This window comes from Streptomyces sp. Isolate_45 (assembly GCF_024721315.2).
GTDB lineage: Bacteria > Actinomycetota > Actinomycetes > Streptomycetales > Streptomycetaceae > Streptomyces.
Genome location: NZ_JANFAK020000152.1, coordinates 1 through 18,598 on the forward strand (window position 1 = coordinate 1; position 18,598 = coordinate 18,598).

The 18,598-nt window shown below is 72.0% G+C and carries 20 protein-coding genes; 12 read left to right on the top strand and 8 right to left on the bottom strand.

The features are described from left to right. Window positions 1–81: 81 nt before the first annotated feature. The 3 genes from NOD94_RS32935 to NOD94_RS32945 all read left to right on the top strand — a co-directional run bounded on the left by NOD94_RS32935 (window position 82) and on the right by NOD94_RS32945 (window position 3,309). Window positions 82–702, top strand: a complete 621-nt coding sequence (locus NOD94_RS32935) for a TetR/AcrR family transcriptional regulator (RefSeq protein WP_281209852.1) — start codon at window positions 82–84, stop codon at window positions 700–702. Between the two features lie 62 nt (window positions 703–764). Beyond that, entirely contained in the window at window positions 765–2,309 is a 1,545-nt protein-coding gene (locus NOD94_RS32940) for an MFS transporter (RefSeq protein WP_281209853.1), read from the top strand. Between the two features lie 196 nt (window positions 2,310–2,505). Beyond that, window positions 2,506–3,309 carry a class III extradiol ring-cleavage dioxygenase gene (locus tag NOD94_RS32945; RefSeq protein ID WP_281209854.1) on the top strand — a complete coding sequence of 268 codons (804 nt, stop codon included), beginning with the start codon at window positions 2,506–2,508 and terminating at the stop codon, window positions 3,307–3,309. Here NOD94_RS32945 and NOD94_RS32950 read toward each other — a convergent pair. Then, a complete protein-coding gene (locus NOD94_RS32950) occupies window positions 3,306–3,869 on the bottom strand; it encodes a GNAT family N-acetyltransferase (protein WP_281209855.1) in 564 nt (187 codons plus the stop codon). The genes NOD94_RS32945 and NOD94_RS32950 overlap by 4 nt on opposite strands. Before the next feature lie 219 nt (window positions 3,870–4,088). On the opposite strand from NOD94_RS32950, the gene NOD94_RS32955 reads away from it, so the two are divergent. Beyond that, a complete protein-coding gene (locus NOD94_RS32955; protein WP_281209856.1) occupies window positions 4,089–5,066 on the top strand; it encodes a sigma-70 family RNA polymerase sigma factor in 978 nt (325 codons plus the stop codon). Between the two features lie 113 nt (window positions 5,067–5,179). Here the strand turns inward: NOD94_RS32955 and NOD94_RS32960 are convergent, their stop codons facing one another. Next, window positions 5,180–6,127, bottom strand: coding sequence for a YafY family protein (locus NOD94_RS32960; RefSeq protein ID WP_281209857.1), 948 nt, complete (start codon window positions 6,125–6,127; stop codon window positions 5,180–5,182). Between the two features lie 62 nt (window positions 6,128–6,189). On the opposite strand from NOD94_RS32960, the gene NOD94_RS32965 reads away from it, so the two are divergent. From NOD94_RS32965 to pfkB, 3 genes are all read left to right on the top strand, one after another. Then, complete coding sequence (locus NOD94_RS32965; protein ID WP_281209858.1) at window positions 6,190–7,791, top strand: MFS transporter; 1,602 nt, start codon at window positions 6,190–6,192, stop codon at window positions 7,789–7,791. Between the two features lie 170 nt (window positions 7,792–7,961). Next, on the top strand, window positions 7,962–8,723 hold the full coding sequence (locus NOD94_RS32970) for a DeoR/GlpR family DNA-binding transcription regulator (protein ID WP_281209859.1): 762 nt from the start codon (window positions 7,962–7,964) through the stop codon (window positions 8,721–8,723). Continuing rightward, window positions 8,720–9,670, top strand: coding sequence for a 1-phosphofructokinase (gene pfkB, locus NOD94_RS32975; RefSeq protein ID WP_281209860.1), 951 nt, complete (start codon window positions 8,720–8,722; stop codon window positions 9,668–9,670). The genes NOD94_RS32970 and pfkB overlap by 4 nt, the downstream gene beginning before the upstream one ends. 28 nt (window positions 9,671–9,698) lie before the next feature. Here the strand turns inward: pfkB and NOD94_RS32980 are convergent, their stop codons facing one another. Beyond that, window positions 9,699–10,472, bottom strand: coding sequence for a DUF6227 family protein (locus NOD94_RS32980; RefSeq protein ID WP_281209861.1), 774 nt, complete (start codon window positions 10,470–10,472; stop codon window positions 9,699–9,701). Window positions 10,473–10,664: 192 nt separating this feature from the next. On the opposite strand from NOD94_RS32980, the gene NOD94_RS32985 reads away from it, so the two are divergent. Then, window positions 10,665–11,306, top strand: a complete 642-nt coding sequence (locus NOD94_RS32985) for a vitamin K epoxide reductase family protein (RefSeq protein ID WP_281209862.1) — start codon at window positions 10,665–10,667, stop codon at window positions 11,304–11,306. 128 nt (window positions 11,307–11,434) lie between these two features. On the opposite strand, the gene NOD94_RS32990 is transcribed toward NOD94_RS32985, so the two are convergent. Then, on the bottom strand, window positions 11,435–11,845 hold the full coding sequence (locus NOD94_RS32990) for a rodlin (protein ID WP_281209863.1): 411 nt from the start codon (window positions 11,843–11,845) through the stop codon (window positions 11,435–11,437). 282 nt (window positions 11,846–12,127) lie between these two features. Here NOD94_RS32990 and NOD94_RS32995 point away from each other — a divergent pair, with 282 nt between their 5' ends. Both NOD94_RS32995 and NOD94_RS33000 read left to right on the top strand, forming a co-directional pair. Further along, the gene (locus NOD94_RS32995) at window positions 12,128–12,595 is read left to right on the top strand and encodes a hypothetical protein (protein ID WP_281209864.1); all 468 of its coding nucleotides are present in this window, start codon (window positions 12,128–12,130) and stop codon (window positions 12,593–12,595) included. Window positions 12,596–12,722: 127 nt separating this feature from the next. Beyond that, a complete protein-coding gene (locus NOD94_RS33000) occupies window positions 12,723–12,968 on the top strand; it encodes a chaplin (RefSeq protein WP_281209865.1) in 246 nt (81 codons plus the stop codon). Window positions 12,969–13,046: 78 nt separating this feature from the next. Here the strand turns inward: NOD94_RS33000 and NOD94_RS33005 are convergent, their stop codons facing one another. The 4 genes from NOD94_RS33005 to NOD94_RS33020 all read right to left on the bottom strand — a co-directional run bounded on the left by NOD94_RS33005 (window position 13,047) and on the right by NOD94_RS33020 (window position 15,780). Continuing rightward, entirely contained in the window at window positions 13,047–13,397 is a 351-nt protein-coding gene (locus NOD94_RS33005) for a hypothetical protein (RefSeq protein ID WP_281209866.1), read from the bottom strand. 180 nt (window positions 13,398–13,577) lie between these two features. Continuing rightward, window positions 13,578–14,768 (bottom strand): chaplin, encoded by a 1,191-nt coding sequence (locus NOD94_RS33010; protein ID WP_281209867.1) that lies wholly within the window; start codon window positions 14,766–14,768, stop codon window positions 13,578–13,580. A 122-nt stretch (window positions 14,769–14,890) separates the two neighbouring features. Continuing rightward, window positions 14,891–15,124 (bottom strand): chaplin, encoded by a 234-nt coding sequence (locus NOD94_RS33015; protein WP_281209868.1) that lies wholly within the window; start codon window positions 15,122–15,124, stop codon window positions 14,891–14,893. Between the two features lie 245 nt (window positions 15,125–15,369). Beyond that, window positions 15,370–15,780: a rodlin gene (locus NOD94_RS33020; RefSeq protein ID WP_281209869.1), complete on the bottom strand. Its 411-nt coding sequence runs from the start codon at window positions 15,778–15,780 to the stop codon at window positions 15,370–15,372. Between the two features lie 290 nt (window positions 15,781–16,070). On the opposite strand from NOD94_RS33020, the gene NOD94_RS33025 reads away from it, so the two are divergent. Then, a complete protein-coding gene (locus NOD94_RS33025) occupies window positions 16,071–17,246 on the top strand; it encodes a DUF3344 domain-containing protein (RefSeq protein ID WP_281209870.1) in 1,176 nt (391 codons plus the stop codon). A 94-nt stretch (window positions 17,247–17,340) separates the two neighbouring features. Continuing rightward, window positions 17,341–18,489 carry a glycosyltransferase gene (locus tag NOD94_RS33030; protein WP_281209871.1) on the top strand — a complete coding sequence of 383 codons (1,149 nt, stop codon included), beginning with the start codon at window positions 17,341–17,343 and terminating at the stop codon, window positions 18,487–18,489. The last annotated feature ends 109 nt before the right edge of the window (window positions 18,490–18,598 follow it).

The following is an 18,598-nucleotide window of genomic DNA, read 5'->3' on the forward strand; positions in this document are numbered from 1 at the left end:
GATTTTTGATATACAAAAACCCCCCCCCCCCCGGCGGCGGTCGCGCCGGCGACCCCGGAGTCGGCCGCCGTCCCCGCCCGGGTGTCGAAGCCGCGCGCGGACGCCGTGCGCAACCGGGAGCGCATCCTGGTCGCGGCCCGCGAGATGCTGGTGGAGTTCGGCTCGGACGCGCCGCTCGACGAGATCGCCCGCCGCGCCGGCGTCGGCAACGCCACCCTCTACCGGCACTTCCCGGACCGCTCCACCCTCGTCCACCACGTCGTGCTCTACGTGACGGGCCGCGTCGCCGCCCTGGCGGAGGACGCGCTCGCGCAGGAACCCGACCCCTTCACCGCGCTCTGCCGCTTCGCGCACGCGGCGGCCGACGAACGCATCGGCGCCCTGTGCCCGATGCTCGCCGCCGGCTTCGACCCGGAGCACCCCGAACTGATCGCGTCCCGCACCGCGTTGGAGGAGGCCGTGGAAGCCCTCGTGGCCGCCGGACAGGACGGCGGACTCGTCCGCACCGACATCGGCGTCGGTGACCTGATGGTCGCCCTGTCCCAGCTGAGCCGCCCCCTCCCCGGTACGGGCTGCCCGGACATGGACGGGTACGCGCACCGCCACCTCCAGCTCTTCCTCGACGGGCTGCGCGCCCCGGCCCGCTCCGAACTGCCCGGTGTCGCGGCCTCCTTGCGGGACCTCAGACGTAAAACCACATGACGCGGCAAACCCTCATCAACTAGCTTCTTTCAGTCATTCCGCACAGTGAAGTAGGTACCCCCATGTCAAAAACAGCCGCGGCCGCCCCGCCGGTCGCCGCCGACCCCAATCGTTGGAAGGCCCTCGTCTTCATAGCCCTGGCGCAGCTGATGGTCGTCCTCGACGCGACCATCGTGAACATCGCGCTCCCGTCCGCCCAGACCGACCTGGGCATCTCGGACGGAAACCGCCAGTGGGTCATCACCGCGTACGCGCTCGCCTTCGGCGGGCTGCTGCTCTTCGGTGGCCGCATCGCCGACAAGTGGGGACGTAAGAACGCCTTCGTCGTCGGCCTCGCCGGCTTCGCCCTGGCCTCCGCGCTCGGCGGCGCCGCCAACAGCGAGGCGATGATGCTCGGTGCCCGCGCCCTCCAGGGTGCGTTCGGCGCCCTGCTGGCACCGGCCGCGCTCTCCCTGCTGGCCGTCAGCTTCACCGACGCCAAGGAGCGGGCCAAGGCCTTCGGCATCTACGGTGCCATCGCGGGCGGCGGCGGCGCCGTCGGCCTGATCCTCGGCGGCTTCCTCACCGAGTACCTGAACTGGCGCTGGACGTTCTTCGTCAACATCCCCTTCGCGGTCGTCGCCGCCGTCGGTGCCTGGATGGTCATCCGCGAGCCGGCCGGCTCCCGCAACCCCGCGAAGCTCGACGTCCCCGGCGTGCTCCTCTCGACGGTCGGTCTCGTCTCGCTCGTGTACGGCTTCACCCGCGCCGAGTCCGAGGGCTGGTCGGACCCGCTCACCATCGGCCTGTTCGTCGCCTCCGCGGTCCTGCTGCTGGCCTTCGTGTACGTCGAGTCGAAGGTGAAGTCCCCGCTGCTGCCCCTGCGCGTCCTGCTGGAGCGCAACCGCGGCGGCGTCTACCTCTCCCTCGGCCTGGCCGTCATCTCGATGTTCGGCCTGTTCCTGTTCCTCACCTACTACCTCCAGGTCGTGAAGGGCTTCTCGCCCGTCAAGACCGGCTTCGCCTTCCTGCCGATGATCGCGGGCATGATCACGGGCTCCACCCAGATCGGCGCCCGCCTGATGACCCGCGTGCCGCCCCGCCTGCTCATGGGTCCGGGCTTCCTCGTCGCCGCGACCGGCATGCTGCTGCTGACCCAGCTGGAGGTCGGCTCCTCCTACCCGGCGCTGATCCTGCCGGCGCAGCTGCTGCTGGGCCTCGGCATGGGCACCGCGTTCATGCCGGCCATGTCGCTGGCCACGCACGGGGTGAACCCGGCCGACGCCGGCGTGGCCTCGGCCATGGTGAACACCTCGCAGCAGGTCGGCGGCGCGATCGGTACCGCCCTGCTGAACACGATCGCCGCCTCCGCGACGACCGCGTACCTGACCGACCACGCGGCCGAGGTCGCGGCGGGCGGGCCCGCCGGGCAGCTGGCGCAGGCCAAGGCGATGGTCGAGGGCTACTCCTCCGCGATCTGGTGGGCCGTCGGCATCCTCGTGATCAGCGCGACCATCGCGTTCGCCCTGATCACCACGGGCCGACCCGGCGCGGGCGCACCGGCGGCCGGCGGCCCGGGTTCCGACTCCGAGGACGCCGAGTTCAAGATCCCGGTGATCGCCCACTGACGGGGATCCCGGTGCGGGAATGACTGATCACCCCGCTTCGTTCAAATTTGAACGAAGCGGGGTTAGTCTTTGTGGGGCAGCCCCGGCGGCCCGACGGCAGCCCGGGGACAGCTGTGTCCACGACCCCCTGCCGGCGCCCCCGGCGGCGCGCCCGGCACCCACCCGTACCGAACTCCCGAGCATCGAGGAGCGCCCGATGACCTCCGTACCCGCGCCCGCGCCCGCCCCCACCCGCATGCCGGCGCTGTACCTGAGCCACGGCGCCCCGCCGCTCGCCGACGACCCCGTCTGGCCCGGCGAGCTCGCCGCCTGGTCGGCGGCGCTGCCCCGACCCCGCGCGATCCTGATGGTCTCCGCGCACTGGGAGGAGGCCCCCCTGGCGCTGGGCGCCACCGGGCCCGTCCCCCTCGTGTACGACTTCTGGGGCTTCCCCGAGCACTACTACGCCGTGCGGTACGGGGCCCCCGGCGCGCCGGAACTCGCCGCCTCGGTCCGCTCCCTCCTGCGGACCCCCGGCACCCCCGTCCAGGACATGCCCGACCGGGGCCTCGACCACGGCGCGTACGTCCCCCTCGTCGAGATGTACCCCGACGCCGACATACCGGTCCTGCAGATCTCCCTGCCGACCCTCGACCCGGCCCGCCTGATGGACATCGGCCGCCGGCTCGCCCCGCTGCGCGACGAGGGCGTGCTCATCGTCGGCAGCGGGTTCTTCACGCACAACCTCGCGGCGCTTCGGCACACCGGCCCCGGGGTGCCCGGCTGGTCCGCCGAGTTCGACGACTGGGGCCGCGAGGCCCTCGCCGCCGCCGACGTGGACGCCCTGCTCGACTTCGAGGTCAAGTCCCCCGCGGGCCGCCTGGCACACCCCCGGACCGAGCACTTCGCCCCGCTGTTCGTCACCCTCGGCGCCGCCGAGGGCGACCTCGGCGGCGCCCAGCGGACCCCGGTGGACGGCTTCTGGATGGGCCTCTCCAAGCGCTCCCTCCAGTTCGGCTAGGGCCTGTCGTTCGACGACGGGCCCCGGGAGGGGGCTCCGGCGGCCCCGCCCAGGGGCTTCTCGTACCAGCGGACGTCCCAGAAGCGGTCGAACTTCCAGCCCGCCTCGGTGAACTCCCCGACCGGGCGGAAGCCGAAGCGCTCGTGCAGGCGCACCGAGGCCTCGTTCGGCAGGGCGACGCCCGCGAACGCCCGGTGCACGGGTTCGCCGGCGAGCGCCTCGAAAAGGGCCGTGTAGAGCGCGCCGCCGATGCCGCGGCCCACCGCGTGCGGGGCCAGGTACACGCTGACCTCCACCGAACTCGCGTACGCCGGTTTCGGACGGAACGCACTGCTTGTCGCGTATCCGGCTATTCGGTCGCCTGTCCAGGCAACCAGAAGGCGGTGGGGCCCGTCTTCAGGGTGGGAGTGCAGCCACGGGCGGCGCTGTTCCGGGCTGAAGGGCACCGTGTCGAATGTGACGGCAGTCTCACGGACGTAGTGGTTGTACAACTCCGTGAGGGCTGTGAGGTCCGCCTCGGTTCCAGGCCTGACCTGCACTCCTTCGATTTCTTGCGGCATTCCGCGCCCCTCCGTGACCGGGTGATGGCGGGGCAGGATACTGCAAGATCTCGGAAAAGAGGGAGCGGCGTGGGAATTCTGTCCCGATTCCAGTCGTTGTTTCCATCGGAAGCGGGCACTCGGGAGAGTGTCCGAAGGACGTACCGCCGCAGCGCTCGCCGCTCCGGGCCGTCCTCCAGCCGCACCGCGACCGAATCATCGCATCGCAAGGGAGCACGCATGGCAACCCGCGCCGTCGCCCGTCGTCAGTCCACGAGCAGCGCCCGCGCCGTGGGCGGGGAGATCGCCGATCGTGACCTGGTCGGCATGTACCTGGACGAGATCGCGCGCACCCCGCTGCTCGACGCCGCCAAGGAAGTGGAGCTCTCGCAGATCATCGAGGCGGGCGTGTACGCCCAGCAGATCCTCGACGGTGCGATAGAGCGCGCGGGGGACACCCCGGCGCGCGAGGAGCTGGAAGCCCTGGCCGCCGAGGGCGAGCGCGCCAAGGAAGTCTTCATCCGGTCCAACCTCCGTCTGGTGGTGGCCGTCGCCCGCCGCTACCCGCGCAGCGGGCTTCCCCTCCTCGACCTGATCCAGGAGGGCAACGCCGGCCTGGTCCGCGCCGTCGAGAAGTTCGACTACGCCAAGGGCTTCAAGTTCTCCACGTACGCCACGTGGTGGATCCGGCAGGCCATCACCCGGTCCATCGCCGACCAGTCCCGCACCATCCGCCTCCCCGTCCACCTGGTCGAGGAGCTCGGCCGGATCCGCCGGGTGCAGCGCGAGTTCAACCGCGAGAACGGCCGCGACCCGGAGCACGCGGAGATCGCCGCCGAGCTCGACTCCACAGAGAAGCGCGTCGGCGACGTCCTGGACTGGGCGCGCGACCCGGTCAGCCTGAACATGTCGGTGGACGACGAGGGCGACACCCAGTTCGGCGACCTGCTGGAGGACACCTCGGCGATCTCGCCCGAGCAGTCCGTCCTCTCGCTGCTGCGCAGCGAGGAGCTGGAGGACCTCCTCGGCAAGCTGGACCAGCGCACCGCGTCCATCATCAAGATGCGGTACGGCATCGAGGACGGCCGCGAGCGGACCCTGACCGAGGTCGGCAAGCAGCACGGTCTGACCCGCGAGCGGATCCGGCAGATCGAGAAGCACGCGCTCCTCGAACTGAAGCGGATGGCCCGCGACACCGGCTTCGACGCCGTGGCCTGACCACGACCCGACCGGCCCGGTGCCGCCCCCCTGACGAGCCCCGGCACCTACCCCCCCCAGGTGCCGGGGCTCCCTCGTGTCCGCGCCCGTGCCCGTACGCCGGTACGGCCCGATCAGGACGCGCCCGCCGCTCCCGTCAGGCGGCCGGCGAGCGTCCGGGCGGCCGCCGACAGGAACTCCGGGGCCAGCACCGTGAACGGGATTCCCGTCAGCGCCAGTCGGGCCGCCAGCCACTCCGGGGTCTCCGCGCTCTCGAAGCGCACCCGGGCGCCGCCCGCCTCCGCCCGCGCCGACTCCCGCAGCCAGCCCGGCAACTCCTCCGGGGCCACCGCGAAGGACACGTCGACCCCGTACCGCTCCCCGCCGCGCAGCCCGCGCCGGACGAACTCGGCCGCCTCCATCGGCAGCTCCCGCGGCGCGAACCGGGCCCCCGTCGCGAAGGGCTCGCTGACCCGGTCCACCCGGAACGTCCGCCAGTCCTCCCGCTCCAGGTCGAAGGCCACCAGGTACCAGCGGCTCCCCGTGCTCACCAACCGGTACGGCTCCACCTGCCGCCGACTGTCCGCCCCGTCCCGCGCCCGGTACGCGAACCGCAGCCGTTCCACCCCCGCGATCGACGCGGCCATCGTCGTCAGCGTCCGCGGATCCACGCTGGCACCGTCCCCGCGGGTCACCGCGACCGTCGCCGACTGGAGCGCGCCCACCCGGTGCCGCAGCCGGGAGGGCAGCACCTGCTCCAGCTTCGCCAGGGCCCGCACGGAGGCCTCCTCGACCCCCTCGATCGCGTGCCCGGCCCCCGCCCGCAGCCCGACGGCGATCGCCACCGCCTCCTCGTCGTCCAGCAGCAGCGGCGGCATCGCCGCCCCCGCCACCAACCGGTACCCGCCCTCCGCGCCCAGCGAGGCCTCCACCGGGTATCCGAGGTCCCGCAGCCGGTCGATGTCCCGCCGGATCGTCCGCGCGCTCACGCGCAGCCGCTCGGCGAGTTCGCTGCCCGGCCATTCGCGCGGGGTCTGCAGCAGGGACAGCAGGGTGAGCAGCCGGGCCGGGGTGTCGTTCATGGCCCAAGGCTGCCATCGAAATAGGACACCATCTGACCTATATCCCGTCTAGGTTTCTCTCCATGAGCACCGAGACGTCCCAGACATCGCCCGAAAGAAAGAACGGGCCCGTACGAGAAGAGCGGAACGCGCCCACCGCATCTGCACCGGATCCGGCGTCCGCGCCGGGCACCGCCGAGGAGGGCGCCGCGTCGCCCGGCGACCGCCGCCGCTGGCTGGCGCTCGCCATCGTGATGACCGCGGCCTTCATGGACCTGGTCGACGTCACGATCGTCAACATCGCGATACCCAGCATGCGCGAGGGCTTCGGCGCCTCCACCAGCGCGATCCAGTGGATCACCGCCGGGTACGCCCTCGCCTTCGCCGCCGGCCTGATCACCGGAGGCCGTCTCGGTGACATCTACGGCCGCAAGCGCCTCTTCCTCCTCGGGATCGCCGGCTTCACCGCCGCCTCGCTGCTCTGCGGCATCGCCGCCAACCCGTCCATGCTCGTCGTCTCCCGCATCCTCCAGGGCGCGATGGCGGCGCTGATGGTCCCGCAGGTGCTGGCGATCATCCACGTCACCTTCCCGCCGCACGAGCGCGGCAAGGTCTTCGGCATGTTCGGCGCGATCGTCGGCCTCGGCGCCGTCTCGGGCCCGATGCTCGGCGCGCTGCTCACCCAGTGGAACCTCTTCGGCCTGGAATGGCGCCCGATCTTCCTGATCAACCTGCCCGTCGGCATCGCCGGCGTGATCCTGGGCCGCAAGTTCATCACCGAGTCCAAGGCGCCCCAGGCCCTGCGCCTGGACCTGGTCGGCGTCATCCTCGCCACCGTCGGCCTGGTCATGCTGATCTTCCCGCTCACCCACGGCCGGGAGAACGACTGGCCGCTGTGGGGCTTCCTGTGCATGGGCGCGGTGCCCTTCCTCTTCGTCGGCTTCATCGCCTACGAGAAGTACAAGATCAAGAAGGACGGCTCGCCGTTGGTCGAGCTCTCCCTCTTCAAGGTCAAGAGCTTCGCGGGCGGCATCGCGGTCCAGCTGACCTTCGGCATCGCGACGGGCATCTTCTTCCTCGTCTGGACCCTGTACATGCAGATGGGCCTCGGCTGGAGCGCCCTGCGGGCCGGCACCACCGGCATCCCGTTCTCCCTGGCCGTCTCGGCCGCCGCGGGCATCTCCGTCCAGAAGCTCGTACCGCGCTTCGGCCGCAAGGTGCTCCAGGCCGGCGCGCTGACCATGGCCGCGGGCCTGCTCCTCTACATCTGGGAGTCCGAGCACTACGGCATGGGGATCGCCTCCTGGCAGATGGCCGCCCCGCTGGTGGTCATGGGCATCGGCATGGGCCTGATCGTGGCCCCGCTGACCGACACCGTCCTGTCCCAGGTCCCGCGCGAGCACGCCGGATCGGCCTCCGGCCTCATCAACACCACCGGCCAGATGGGCAACGCCCTGGGCCTCGGCCTGACCTCCGTCGTCTTCTTCGGGCTCATCGACGACGACCGGGTCTACGGCGCCCCGTACGTCGAGGCCTTCCGCGGCGCACTGTGGTGGGTCGTGGCGGTCCTCGTCGTGATCTTCGCGGTGATGTTCATGCTGCCGCGCAAGCAGGTGCCGATGGGTGAGCGCGAGGGCGCGGTCGAGCAGGCCGACCCGTCCCCGGAGAAGGTCGCCGCGGCCTGAGGCCCCACCGCCCGAGGGCCCCGCGCGGCCCGCACGGCGTCTGCGCGAACCGCACGGACATGCCCGCCCCTCCACGGCGGGCATGTCCGTTTTGCTTTGCTTCCATGGATCCGGCGGCGTACGGTGGGGAGGAAGCCACCCAAGCGGGCACAGGACGGACGCAAAGCCACATGTACGCACCCGAGCGACAGCAGGAGATCCTGCGCCTGGCCCGCGAAGCGGGCCGCGTCGACGTGCTCTCCCTGGCCGAACGCTTCCAGGTCACCGCCGAGACCGTACGCCGCGACCTGACGGCCCTCGACCGGGCGGGCCTGATCCGCCGCGTCCACGGCGGGGCCATTCCCTCCGGCCGCCTCGACTTCGAGCCCGACCTCACCGAGCGCGAGGCCACCGCCGCCGAGGAGAAGGACCGCATCGCCGCCGCCGCCCTCCAGCGGATCCCCGACGGCGCCGGCATCATCCTCGACGCCGGCAGCACCGTCGCCCGGCTCGCCGCGCGCATCCCCGTCGACCAAGCGCTCACCGTCGTCACCCACGCCCTGCCCGTCGCCGCCCGGCTCGCCGACCACGCCGGCGTCGACCTGCACCTCGTCGGAGGCCGCGTCCGGCACCGCACCCGGGCCGCCGTCGACGCCTGGGCGCTGCGCGCCTACGCCGAGATCCGCGCCGACGTCCTCTTCCTCGCGACGAACGGCTTCACCCCCGAAGCCGGTCTGACCACGCCCGACCTGGCCGAGGGCGCGGTCAAGCGGGCCGCCATCGCCGCCGCCCGCCGGGTCGTCCTGCTGGCCGATTCCGCGAAGGCCGGCCAGGAACACTTCGCCCGCTTCGGCACCTTCGCGGACGTGGACCTCCTCATCACCGACACCGGGCTCGCCCCGGCCCACAAGGCGGCGATCGAAGCCGCCGGTACGGAAGTCGAACTCGTATGATCGTCACCGTCACCCCCAACCCCTCCCTGGACCGGACGTACGAGGTCCCCTCGCTGGAGCGCGGTACGGTCCTGCGCGCCACCGGCGACCGGGTCGACCCGGGCGGCAAGGGCGTCAACGTGTCGCGCGCCGTCGCCGCCGCCGGCGTCCCCACGACGGCGGTCCTCCCCCTCGGCGGCACCCCCGGCATACTGCTCGCCGAACTGCTCGGCGCCCAGGGCGTGGACGTCACCGCGGTCTCGATCGCCGGCCAAACACGCTCGAACATCTCGGTCGCCGAACCGGACGGCACCCTCACGAAGATCAACGCGCCCGGCCCGGAGCTGCTGCCCGAGGAATCGTCCCTGCTCCTGGAAACGGTCCGCGCCTGCTCCGCCGACGCCGACTGGATCGCCTGCTGCGGCAGCCTGCCCGGCGGCCCCGGCCCCGGCTGGTACGCCGAACTGGTCACCCGGGCCCACGAGGGCGGAGCCCGCGTCGCCCTCGACACCTCGGGCCCCGCGCTCCTGGCGGCGCTCCCCGCCCGCCCCGACGTGATCAAGCCCAACGCGGCGGAACTGGCCGAAGCCGTCGGCCGCCCCCTGCCCACCCTCGGCGACGTCGTCAAGGCCGCCGAGGAACTCCGCTCGCTCGGCGCCGGATCCGTCCTGGCCTCCCTGGGCGCCGACGGTCAGCTCCTCGTCTGCGCGGAGGGCACCTTCCACGGCACCGCGCCCGTCACCGCCGTCCGCAGCGACGTCGGCGCCGGCGACGCGACCCTGGCCGGGTTCCTCATCGCGGGCGGCACCGGCCCCGCCGCCCTCGCCTCCGCCCTGGCCCACGGGGCGGCGGCCGTACAACTCCCCGGCAGCGCCATGCCCACACCCGCCGACCTCCGCCCCGCGGAGGTCCACGTCACCGCGGACCCGCCCCTGGACCTCCAGCTGACGGGATCCGCCACGCCCTGAACCGGCCCCCACCGTCCGGGCGGGGGCGTCACCTCACCCGCGCGCGAACCTCCATCGCCCCGCGCGCGGCGGCCTCGCTCCCGTAGACCTCGCACATGTGCCGACCGTCCGGCGTGGCCGTGTGCTCGACCTCCCACAGGCTGAACTCGTCGCCGTCCAGCAGCACGAACGCGTGCTCGTACAGGCTGAACCCCGCGTCCCGCCCGTCCGCGAGGCACTGGCGGCCTCCGAAGGCCTGCGTGATCCGGTGGGCGTACGCCGACCGCAGCCGCTCCGCCACCGCCTCGCCGGGGCGGTCGGGGTTCTCCGCACGCCGCAGCACCCGGCGGGCGTGGTCCGCGGACTCCTCCATGGCGTACTCCCGGTGCCGCTCCTCCGGCGCCGATGTCGCGAACAGCGCGCTCAACATGGAGAGATCGGACTCCACGTCACCGTCGGGGCCGCCCGCCCGCGACGGATCCGGCACCGCCTCCGCGGGCGCCTCGCCGAACAACCCCGTCACCGCGAGGCCGAGCTCGGCCTTGCTCGCGAACACCTCGCAGCGGGTGCCGCGGTCACCCTTCAGCCGGTAGGCCAGCTCCCACAGGGACGCCGAACCGCCGTCCGCCAGCAGGTAGGTGTGCCGGTGCGTCTCCCGCCAGAGCCCCGCCGCCGGGCTGTGGTGGGTGGTGTACAGCGAAGAGCTGTGGGCGAGCGCGGTGCCCAGGCGCTCGACCAGCGGGTCCGGCAGGTCGAAGGAGTTGAGTGCGCGGCCGAGGAGTCGGTCGAGGTGCGCCTCGGTTGTCTCGTACGGATCGCTCAAGGTGGGTCTCCAGGCCGTCGCAGGTTGTCACTTCGCAGACGCTCAAAGTAGCCCCTGGTTCTGGCATCACGTCCGGGGTTCGGTAAAACGTCCGGGAAGCATCAGGGGTTCCCGCCACACCTTCAGGTCAACTTCCGGCTGTATAGGCATGATTAGGTCCGCTCTGTGCAACTGCGGGGGACTATGGGTGACATGGCAACGAATACAGTGGGCGTTCCCCGTCAGCAGGGACTGCCCGGCGGTCGACACGAGGACGAACCCGCACCGGCCCCGAAGGGGCTGCCATGGCTGCTGGTGCTCACCGGGGCGGCGGGGCTGCTGGCCTCCTGGGTCATCACCCTGGACAAGTTCCTCCTGTTGGAGGACCCGGACTTCAAGCCCGCCTGCAGCCTCAACCCCGTGGTCTCCTGCGGCAGCGTCATGAAGAGCGACCAGGCGGCGGTCTTCGGCTTCCCCAACCCGATGTTGGGTCTGGTCGGCTACGCCGTCGTGGTCTGCGTGGGCGCCGGTCTGCTCGCCGGGGCCCGACACCGCGGCTGGTTCTGGCTGGGACTGAACGCCGGCACCCTCTTCGGCACCGGATTCTGCGCCTGGCTGATGGTCCAGTCGCTGTACGAGATCAACGCCCTCTGCCTGTGGTGCAGCCTGGCCTGGGTGGCGACGCTGCTGATGTTCTGGGCCGTCACCGCGCACAACGTCCGCGCCGGCCACCTGCCCGCGCCCGCACCGGTACGGGTCTTCTTCGCCGAGTTCGGCTGGGCGCCGCCCGCCCTGCACATCGGGGTGATCGCCATGCTGGTCCTGACCCGGTGGTGGGACTTCTGGACCGGCTGACGGACCCGCCCCACCACGCACGGGAGCCCCGGCAGCCACAAGCTGCCGGGGCTCCCCCCGCTCCCGGGTCGTGAGCGGGGCGTCCTCTGCTCCGCGGGCGTCGTGGGCCCGGCAGGAGGAGGCGGGGATCAGCTGCCGATGGAGCCGTTGCCCGAGAGGACCGGGATGTTGCTGAGGATGTGCGAGAGCGGCTCGTCGCCCTTGGCCTGGGTCGAGTTCTCGGCGCACTGCTGGTTCTGCGGGTTGGACAGGACGTTGATGTCCTGGACGCCCACGTTGATCAGGGCCAGGATCGACTGGGCGTTGACCTTCGCCGGCAGACCGATGCAGGGCTTGTTGAGCGTGCCCTGGACCAGGCCGAGCTGCGGGCTCTGGTCGCCGTGGGTCTTCTGGTTGCCGTAGATCTGCGAGGCGCCGTTGCCGTTGACGGTGTTGACCCCGTTGTCGTTGCCGATGGCCATGGCCGGAGCCGCGGCCGCAGCGCCGGCGCCGACGGCAACGGCGGAGACCGCGGCAGCAGTCATGATCTTCTTGAGCATCATTGGTCCTTTTGTCGCACGAGTGCCCGTTGGTGGAGCTCCCTGGTCAACTGCCGCCGGCGGGGTTGGTTCCGCTCCTTCACTCAAACGGCCCGTTCGCGCGGCGCTTTTCGCCGGAGCGGGTGAGGCGGCTCCGGACGCGTGCGCGAAGCCCGTACGCACCCACCGGGTCCACTCCGCCGTCGGCCGTCCGGTTGCGGTCCGTACGAGGTGTTCGCACGGTGGGTAAGGAAGCGGATCGCTCGGGTCCGTTTCTGAGCGACCACATCAGAAGGAACCCCCATGCGCACCAAGCCGTCCCGCTTCCGCGTCCTTGTCCCGTCGGCCCTCGCGGTCGTCATACTGTCCGGCGCGGTCGCCCCCGCGGTCGCCGCGGACGGCGAGGGCGCGGCCGCCCTCACGAAGAAGGTGGAGGCCGTCCAGGAGCAGATCGACGGCCTCGAAGCGCTGGAGTCGCGTGCGGCGGCCGGCCCGATCGACGACCTCCTGGCCGGCATCGGCACGACCCTGGCCGACCTCCTCAAGTCGCTCCAGGCGCTGCTGCCCGGCGTGACCCTGCCGGAGATCAAGCTGCCGACCCTGCCCGCCCTCCCGGCGATCCCCGCGATCCCGAACCTCCCCGCGGCCCCGAACCTCCCGCCCGTGCAGATCCCGCAGCTGCCCGTGGCCAACCCGGCCGTCCCCCCGGCGAACGGCCTCGTCCCCGCGATCCCGGAGATTCCGGCGATCCCCGACATTCCGATCCACTAGCAGTTACGACTATTGGGCTGAACAGGTCTGATCCGTTCGGCAGCCGTGTCGTCCGGGACGGTGGACCGTTTCGCTCGGTGTGAGCCCCGGCATCGGGGCAGGACATCGAACAGAAGGTGCACTTCCCATGAACTCTGCTGCTGCCAAGAAGGCCGCCCTGGTCCTGGCCACCGCTGGTCTCGCCGCGGCCGGTGCCGCCGGCTCCGCCGTCGCCGACTCGTCGGCCGAGGGCGCGGCCGTGGGTTCCCCCGGTGTCCTCTCGGGCAACCTGGCTCAGGTTCCGGTCCACGTCCCGGTCAACGTCTGCGGCAACTCCGTCAACGTGATCGGCCTGCTGAACCCGGCGTTCGGCAACGTCTGCGTCAACGACTGACGTTCGTCGCAGTCTGCGCACATGACTGTGGGCGCCCCCGGCCTCGCCGGTGGCGCCCACAGTCATGTCGGCGGTAGTTCAGTGCGCGCCGCCGTTGAGCTTCACACCGCCGAGGAGTTCCGGGGACGCCTGGGGGGCGAGGTTCGCGACCTCCAGCACCTGGCCCGGGAGGTTGTTGCGGGCCTCGTTGACCTTCTGGACGGTGCCGAACACCTTGTCGACGCTCTGGCCCTGCTCGGCGAGTCCGTTGCCCACCGTCTGGGGGAGCGCCTCGGTGACGGGGCCGACGGCGTTCAGCGCGTCGGACAGTCCGCTCGTCGCGCTCATGGGGGGCATCGACGCCGGGGTCTCGGTGGCGAAGGCGGGGGTCGCGGCGCCGAGGGCGGCGACGGAGCCGACGAGAACAGCGGCGACCTGCTTGAGCTTCATTATTCGAAATCCTCTTCTTTTCGTGGGCAGAGGCGTCAGCGGCGACCGTCGCGCCGCTTTCGACCTGGCTAACGATTACCGGCCGCTACGGAAACGCCGGGCTTCGGGGCACGGCAACGGCCGGAGAATCCGACAAGGCATTCTCCGGCCGATATTTCTTCTGATTACCGGCATTCCCGGTCAGGAGACGCGGGACCTCCGGTACAGAATCGCGCCGCCCAGGATCAGGGCCGCGGCGAGGGCCGCCGCGGCCTCCGGCCGGCCGGCTCCGGTCGCGGCCAGCTCCGGCGCCGCCGCGTGGGCCGGCGTGGGGGAGGCGGGGACGTGCGGCGCCGGGACGGAGGGGACCTCCGCGGCCGGGACGGGTGCCGGGGCCGCTACGGGAGGCAGCGGCACCGGGGCGTCACCGTCGGGGGCGGCCGGGGGCTGGTCGCCGGGACGTACGTGCTCCGGTACGGGGACGGGTGCCGGAGCGGGCAGTTCCACGGGCTGGCTGCCGTGCGGTGGCCGCGAGGAGGGGGGCTCCTGCCCGACGGGCGGCGCGGGGGCGGGCAACGGGGCCGGGAGCGTGTGGGGCTGCGGCTCCGGCTGGGCCTCCGGCCCGGGCTGCGGCTGCGGGACCTCCTGGACCGGTACCGGGACGGGCTCCGGCGCCGGCAGCGGCACGGGCTGCGGCTCGGGCACCGGCGGGATCTCCGGCACCGGTACGGGCGCCGGGGCGGGCAGCGGCGCCGGGTACTCGGCGGCCGGCTCCGGCTTGGGCTCCGGCTTCGGCTCCGGGAGGGGCGCGGGGTGGTGCGGGGCGGGCGGCGCCGGGTGGGGGACCGGCTGCTCGGCGTGCGGCGGGGGCCCCGCGGGGTGGTCGTCGCACTCCTCCTCGGGCTGCCGCTCCTCGCCCGGGCCGCCGTAGCCGCCGTCGTGGGACGGCTCCTCGTGGCGGGGCGCCGCGTGCCGCGGGAGGTGCTCGCGGGGGGTCTCGTAGCGGCGCTCCTCCTCGTGGCGCTGGGACGGCAGCGCGTGCCGGCCGCGGCTGCGCTCGTCGAGGTAGCGCTCGAAGGTCTCGGCGTGCTCGGGGCTGAGGTGGCGCTCGTAGTCGTGGTCGACGTCGGAGCCGGTCGTGGTGGCGCAGGTGTTGCCCATCGCCGGGTTGAGGGCCGCGCCCCCGTCCACGCTGTTGCCGCACACGTTCGGGGCGAAGGTGATCGGTACCGAGACGCTGTTGCCGGACAGCACACCCGGCGAATGCGAGGCCTCGGCCGTCGACCCGGGATGCGCGTAGGCCGCGCCGGTCGCGATCGACAGCAGGCTGGACGCGGCCGCCGCCGTGAGCATCCCCTTGCCCAGTACCTGTCGACTCAGTACCTGTCGCATGGGTCCTTCCCTGTCTACCGGCGCTGGGGCCGGTGCTGAATCGAAGGTGGCCCCGGAGTGCACCGCCGTGCACTCCGGGGCCACCCCGAGGAGGTTCGCCCCCGCGGGGCGCAGGCGCTTCGTCAGGCGTTGACGCAGGTGTTGCCGAACGCCGGGTTCAGCACACCGATGACGTCGACGGTGTTGCCGCAGACGTTGACCGGGATGTGCACCGGAACCTGGAGCAGGTTGCCGGAGAGGACACCGGGGGAGCCCGCGGCGACACCCTTGGCGCCCGAGTCGGCCATGGCGGGGGAGGCGACACCGGCGGCCATCAGCGCGCCGGCGGCCAGCACCACTGCCTTCTTGTACGTCATTTGATTTCGATCCTTCCCGCAGGGGCGTATCCACTGCACAAATAACAACGAGCGGCTCCGGGAAAAGAAACCGGAGATTTTGGGGGGCCGGCGGGCAATTCACTCCGATGCCCCCGGGTTTCGCGCGCCGAATTCCGGGATGAATCGTTCCGGAATTCGATGGGTCTTGCGCGAGGGGTCCTATACGCGGCGAGGCCGCCGCGACCCGAGGGTGCGACGGCCTCGCCGGGGCGGGGCTGAGGGGGTCAGCTGCCGGAGGAGACGTTGCCCGAGAGGATCGGGATGTTGTCCAGGATGTGCGAGAGGGCCTCGTCGCCCTTGGCCTGGGTCGAGTTCTCGGTGCACTGCTGGTTCTGCGGGCTGGACAGGACCGGGATGTCCTGGACGCCGACGTTGACCAGGGCGAGGACCGACTGCACGTTGGCCTTGGCGGGCAGGGCGATGCAGGGCTTGTTGAACGAGCCCTGGATGAGCGCCATCTGCGGGCTCATGTTGCCGTACGTGGCCTGGTTGCCGTAGATCTGCGAGGCGCCGTTGCCGTTGACGGTGTTGATGCCGTTGTCGTTCCCGATCGCCATCGCCTGCGGGGCCATCGCGGCACCCAGACCCACGACGGAGGCGGCAACCGCTGCGCCAGCCACAAACTTCTTGATCATTTTCGTCCCTTTTTTGCAGGATTGCCCGGTACTGGAGCACACGGAACAACGGCCCCGCCCCGTCCCGGGTTGCGTCGATTCACCCGGATGCCGACGTTTCGGATCGGAAGGTTGACGTTCAGGCGTTCCCGCGCCGGCTCCCGGAGGGGCGAACGGGCAGGCCCGGCGCGACTTCCGCGACTTTCCCGGCGGTTTCCCTTTTTCGGCCGCGCGGTGCTGCGCGGCCTTAACGACCCGCCCACCGCGAGGGTGCGTACCGTCGCCCAAAAGGCCGTACGAGCGAGTCCGACGTGATTTCCAGCCTGATTTCTGACAAAGTTCACTCCTGTTTTGTCCCCTTGATCGAAAATGGAGACAGGGACATGGGTTCACCCCGCAGAATCCTCGGCACGCTCGGCCTGCTGTCCTGCCTCGCACTTTCCGCCAACGCCCCCGCGGCGCAGGCGGCGGAACCGGCCGGGCCGCGCGAATTGCCCCGGGTTCCCTTCACTCAGCGTTATCAGGCCGTCCAGCACGGAGGGCTCGTCCGGGCCTCGAACTCGGGCATCAGTTGCCGCAAGGAGGAGGTTCCGCAGGCCGAGCCGTGCGCCGAGGTCAAGCGGGGCGCGGCCGGGGTCAACAGCGACTTCGAGATGTTCTACAGCGAGGTCGACAAGGACCCGGACACCTACAACTCCACCCGCGCCGAGCTCAAGGTCCCGCAGGGCGCGAAGGTCTCGTACGCCCGTCTCTACTGGGGCGGGAACCTGCGGGTGGGCGAGCAGAAGCCGCCGCAGGACAACGGGCGGGTGCTGGTCGCCGAGCCCGGGGGCGCCTACAAGGCGGTCCTGGCCGACACCGTGATCGGGCACCGCACCGACGCCGGGAGCGACGCCTACCAGGCCTCGGCCGACGTGACCCCGCTGGTCCGCAAGGGCGGCGCGGGTCTGTGGACCGTCGCGCAGCTCAACATCGCCATGGGGCACTCGGACGTGGGCGCCTGGGGCGGGTGGACCCTGGTGGTCGCCTACGAGCACCCGCAGGAGCCGCTGCGCCGGATCTCGCTGTGGGACGGCTTCGAGGGGTTGGCGGCAGGGGGCGGCGAGGCGGCCGGCGAGACGGTGGAGATCACCGGGCTGGACGCCGCGGCCGGCTCCGCGGGGCGGGCCGGGGTGGTCGCGTACGACGGGGACCGCGGGACACTGGGGGACTCACTCACGGTGACCGCCGACAGTGGGCGCCGGATCAGCCTCAGTGATGCAGAAAATCCTTTTAATGATGTTATGAATTCCACGATCACGGAATTCGGACGTCCCTCGTTCGTGCGACAGCCCGAACATATTAACAATCTCGGATATGACGCGGACGTGTTCGACCTCAGCCCCGCGTTGTCCGGTGGTGCCCGCAGCCTGAGTTTCAAGTTCACAGGCGAAAGTCAGGGTCAATTCCTCGGTGTGCTCTTCGTTCAGACAGACGCGCGCCGCTGAACGCAGGAGTCCACTCCACGTGCCGACACAACCATCAGCACAGCCTTCACCAGCACGGCCTTCACGTGCGCCCGCCGGATCCGCCTTCACCGTCCTGCACCTCGTGCAGCCCGTGGACGGCGGCGTTGCCCGGGTCGTCACCGACCTCGTACGGGCACAGGCCGCCGGCGGCCTGCGCGTCGTCGTCGGCTGCCCGCGCGGCGGGCGGCTCGCCGACGACGCCCGGGACGCCGGAGCCGAGGTGCTCACCTGGCGCGCCGGGCGGGCCCCCGGCCCCGGCCTGCCCGCCGAGGTCCTCGGCGCCGCCCGGCTGGTCCGCCGGGTCCGCCCCGACCTGCTGCACGCCCACAGCGCCAAGGCGGGCCTCGCCGGACGGCTCGCCGTACGGGGTTCCCTGCCCACGGTGTTCCAGCCGCACGCCTGGTCCTTCGACGCCGTCGGCGGAGCCACCGCCGCGCTCGCGCTGCGCTGGGAACGCCTCGGCGCCCGCTGGGCCGACCGGGTGCTCTGCGTCAGCGAATCCGAGCGCCGCGCGGGGGAGTCCGAGGGCATCGCCGGCCGCTGGTCGGTGATCCGCAACGGCGTCGACCTCGACCACTTCCGCCCCGGTCGCCCCGACCCGGAACAGGACCGGGCCGAGGCCCGCGCCGGGCTCCCGCTGCCCGACGGGCTCCGGGGCGGCGGGCCGCTCGCCGTCTGCGTCGGCCGGCTCTGCCCGCAGAAGGGGCAGGACATCCTGCTGCGGGCCTGGCCGGAGCTGCTCGGGGCCGTTCCCGAAGCCCGGCTGGCGTTGGTCGGGGACGGCCCCGACGGCGAACGGCTGCGCCGTACGGCACCGCCCGGCGTGTTCTTCGCGGGGGCCGCCGCGGACATCCGACCGTGGCTTCGGGCCGCCGATCTCGTTGTACTGCCGTCGCGGTGGGAAGGAATGGCGCTCGCCCCGCTCGAAGCCATGGCCTGCGGCCGACCGGTCCTGGTCTCCGACGTCAGCGGTGCGCGGGAGAGCCTGCCCCCCGGCCAGGGACGGCTCTGCCTGGTGCCACCGGAGGACCCGACGGCCCTGGCCAAGGCCCTGGGACGGCTCCTCACCGAACCGCGGCTGCTCGCCGAACTCGGGGAGCAGGCCCGGCAGCACGCCCGGACCGACTTCGACGTGCGGCGGACCGCGGACGCGGTCACCGGCCTGTACCACGAACTGCTGGGCAGGCCCCGGCCCTCGAACCAGGAGCGCATCAGCCGATGACGATGGACAGCGCACCCGCCCGGCACGGCGGGCAGGGCGGCACGGGGCCCGCCGGCGGCAGCGCCTTCGCGCCCGCGCCGCCGGCGGAAGCCCGCCGCTCCGTGACCGC

Bases quoted from the DNA above. Each gene is read 5' to 3' on its own strand.
- NOD94_RS32990 (WP_281209863.1), bottom strand. From the start codon at position 11,845: ATGCTCAAGAAGATCATGACTGCTGCCGCGGTCTCCGCCGTTGCCGTC.
- NOD94_RS33020 (WP_281209869.1), bottom strand. From the start codon at position 15,780: ATGATCAAGAAGTTTGTGGCTGGCGCAGCGGTTGCCGCCTCCGTCGTG.
- NOD94_RS33000 (WP_281209865.1), top strand. From the start codon at position 12,723: ATGAACTCTGCTGCTGCCAAGAAGGCCGCCCTGGTCCTGGCCACCGCT.
- NOD94_RS33005 (WP_281209866.1), bottom strand. From the start codon at position 13,397: ATGAAGCTCAAGCAGGTCGCCGCTGTTCTCGTCGGCTCCGTCGCCGCC.
- NOD94_RS32965 (WP_281209858.1), top strand. From the start codon at position 6,190: ATGAGCACCGAGACGTCCCAGACATCGCCCGAAAGAAAGAACGGGCCC.
- NOD94_RS32970 (WP_281209859.1), top strand. From the start codon at position 7,962: ATGTACGCACCCGAGCGACAGCAGGAGATCCTGCGCCTGGCCCGCGAA.
- NOD94_RS32950 (WP_281209855.1), bottom strand. From the start codon at position 3,869: ATGCCGCAAGAAATCGAAGGAGTGCAGGTCAGGCCTGGAACCGAGGCG.
- pfkB (WP_281209860.1), top strand. From the start codon at position 8,720: ATGATCGTCACCGTCACCCCCAACCCCTCCCTGGACCGGACGTACGAG.
- NOD94_RS32995 (WP_281209864.1), top strand. From the start codon at position 12,128: ATGCGCACCAAGCCGTCCCGCTTCCGCGTCCTTGTCCCGTCGGCCCTC.
- NOD94_RS33015 (WP_281209868.1), bottom strand. From the start codon at position 15,124: ATGACGTACAAGAAGGCAGTGGTGCTGGCCGCCGGCGCGCTGATGGCC.
- NOD94_RS33010 (WP_281209867.1), bottom strand. From the start codon at position 14,768: ATGCGACAGGTACTGAGTCGACAGGTACTGGGCAAGGGGATGCTCACG.
- NOD94_RS32945 (WP_281209854.1), top strand. From the start codon at position 2,506: ATGACCTCCGTACCCGCGCCCGCGCCCGCCCCCACCCGCATGCCGGCG.
- NOD94_RS32960 (WP_281209857.1), bottom strand. From the start codon at position 6,127: ATGAACGACACCCCGGCCCGGCTGCTCACCCTGCTGTCCCTGCTGCAG.
- NOD94_RS32955 (WP_281209856.1), top strand. From the start codon at position 4,089: ATGGCAACCCGCGCCGTCGCCCGTCGTCAGTCCACGAGCAGCGCCCGC.
- NOD94_RS32985 (WP_281209862.1), top strand. From the start codon at position 10,665: ATGGCAACGAATACAGTGGGCGTTCCCCGTCAGCAGGGACTGCCCGGC.
- NOD94_RS32940 (WP_281209853.1), top strand. From the start codon at position 765: ATGTCAAAAACAGCCGCGGCCGCCCCGCCGGTCGCCGCCGACCCCAAT.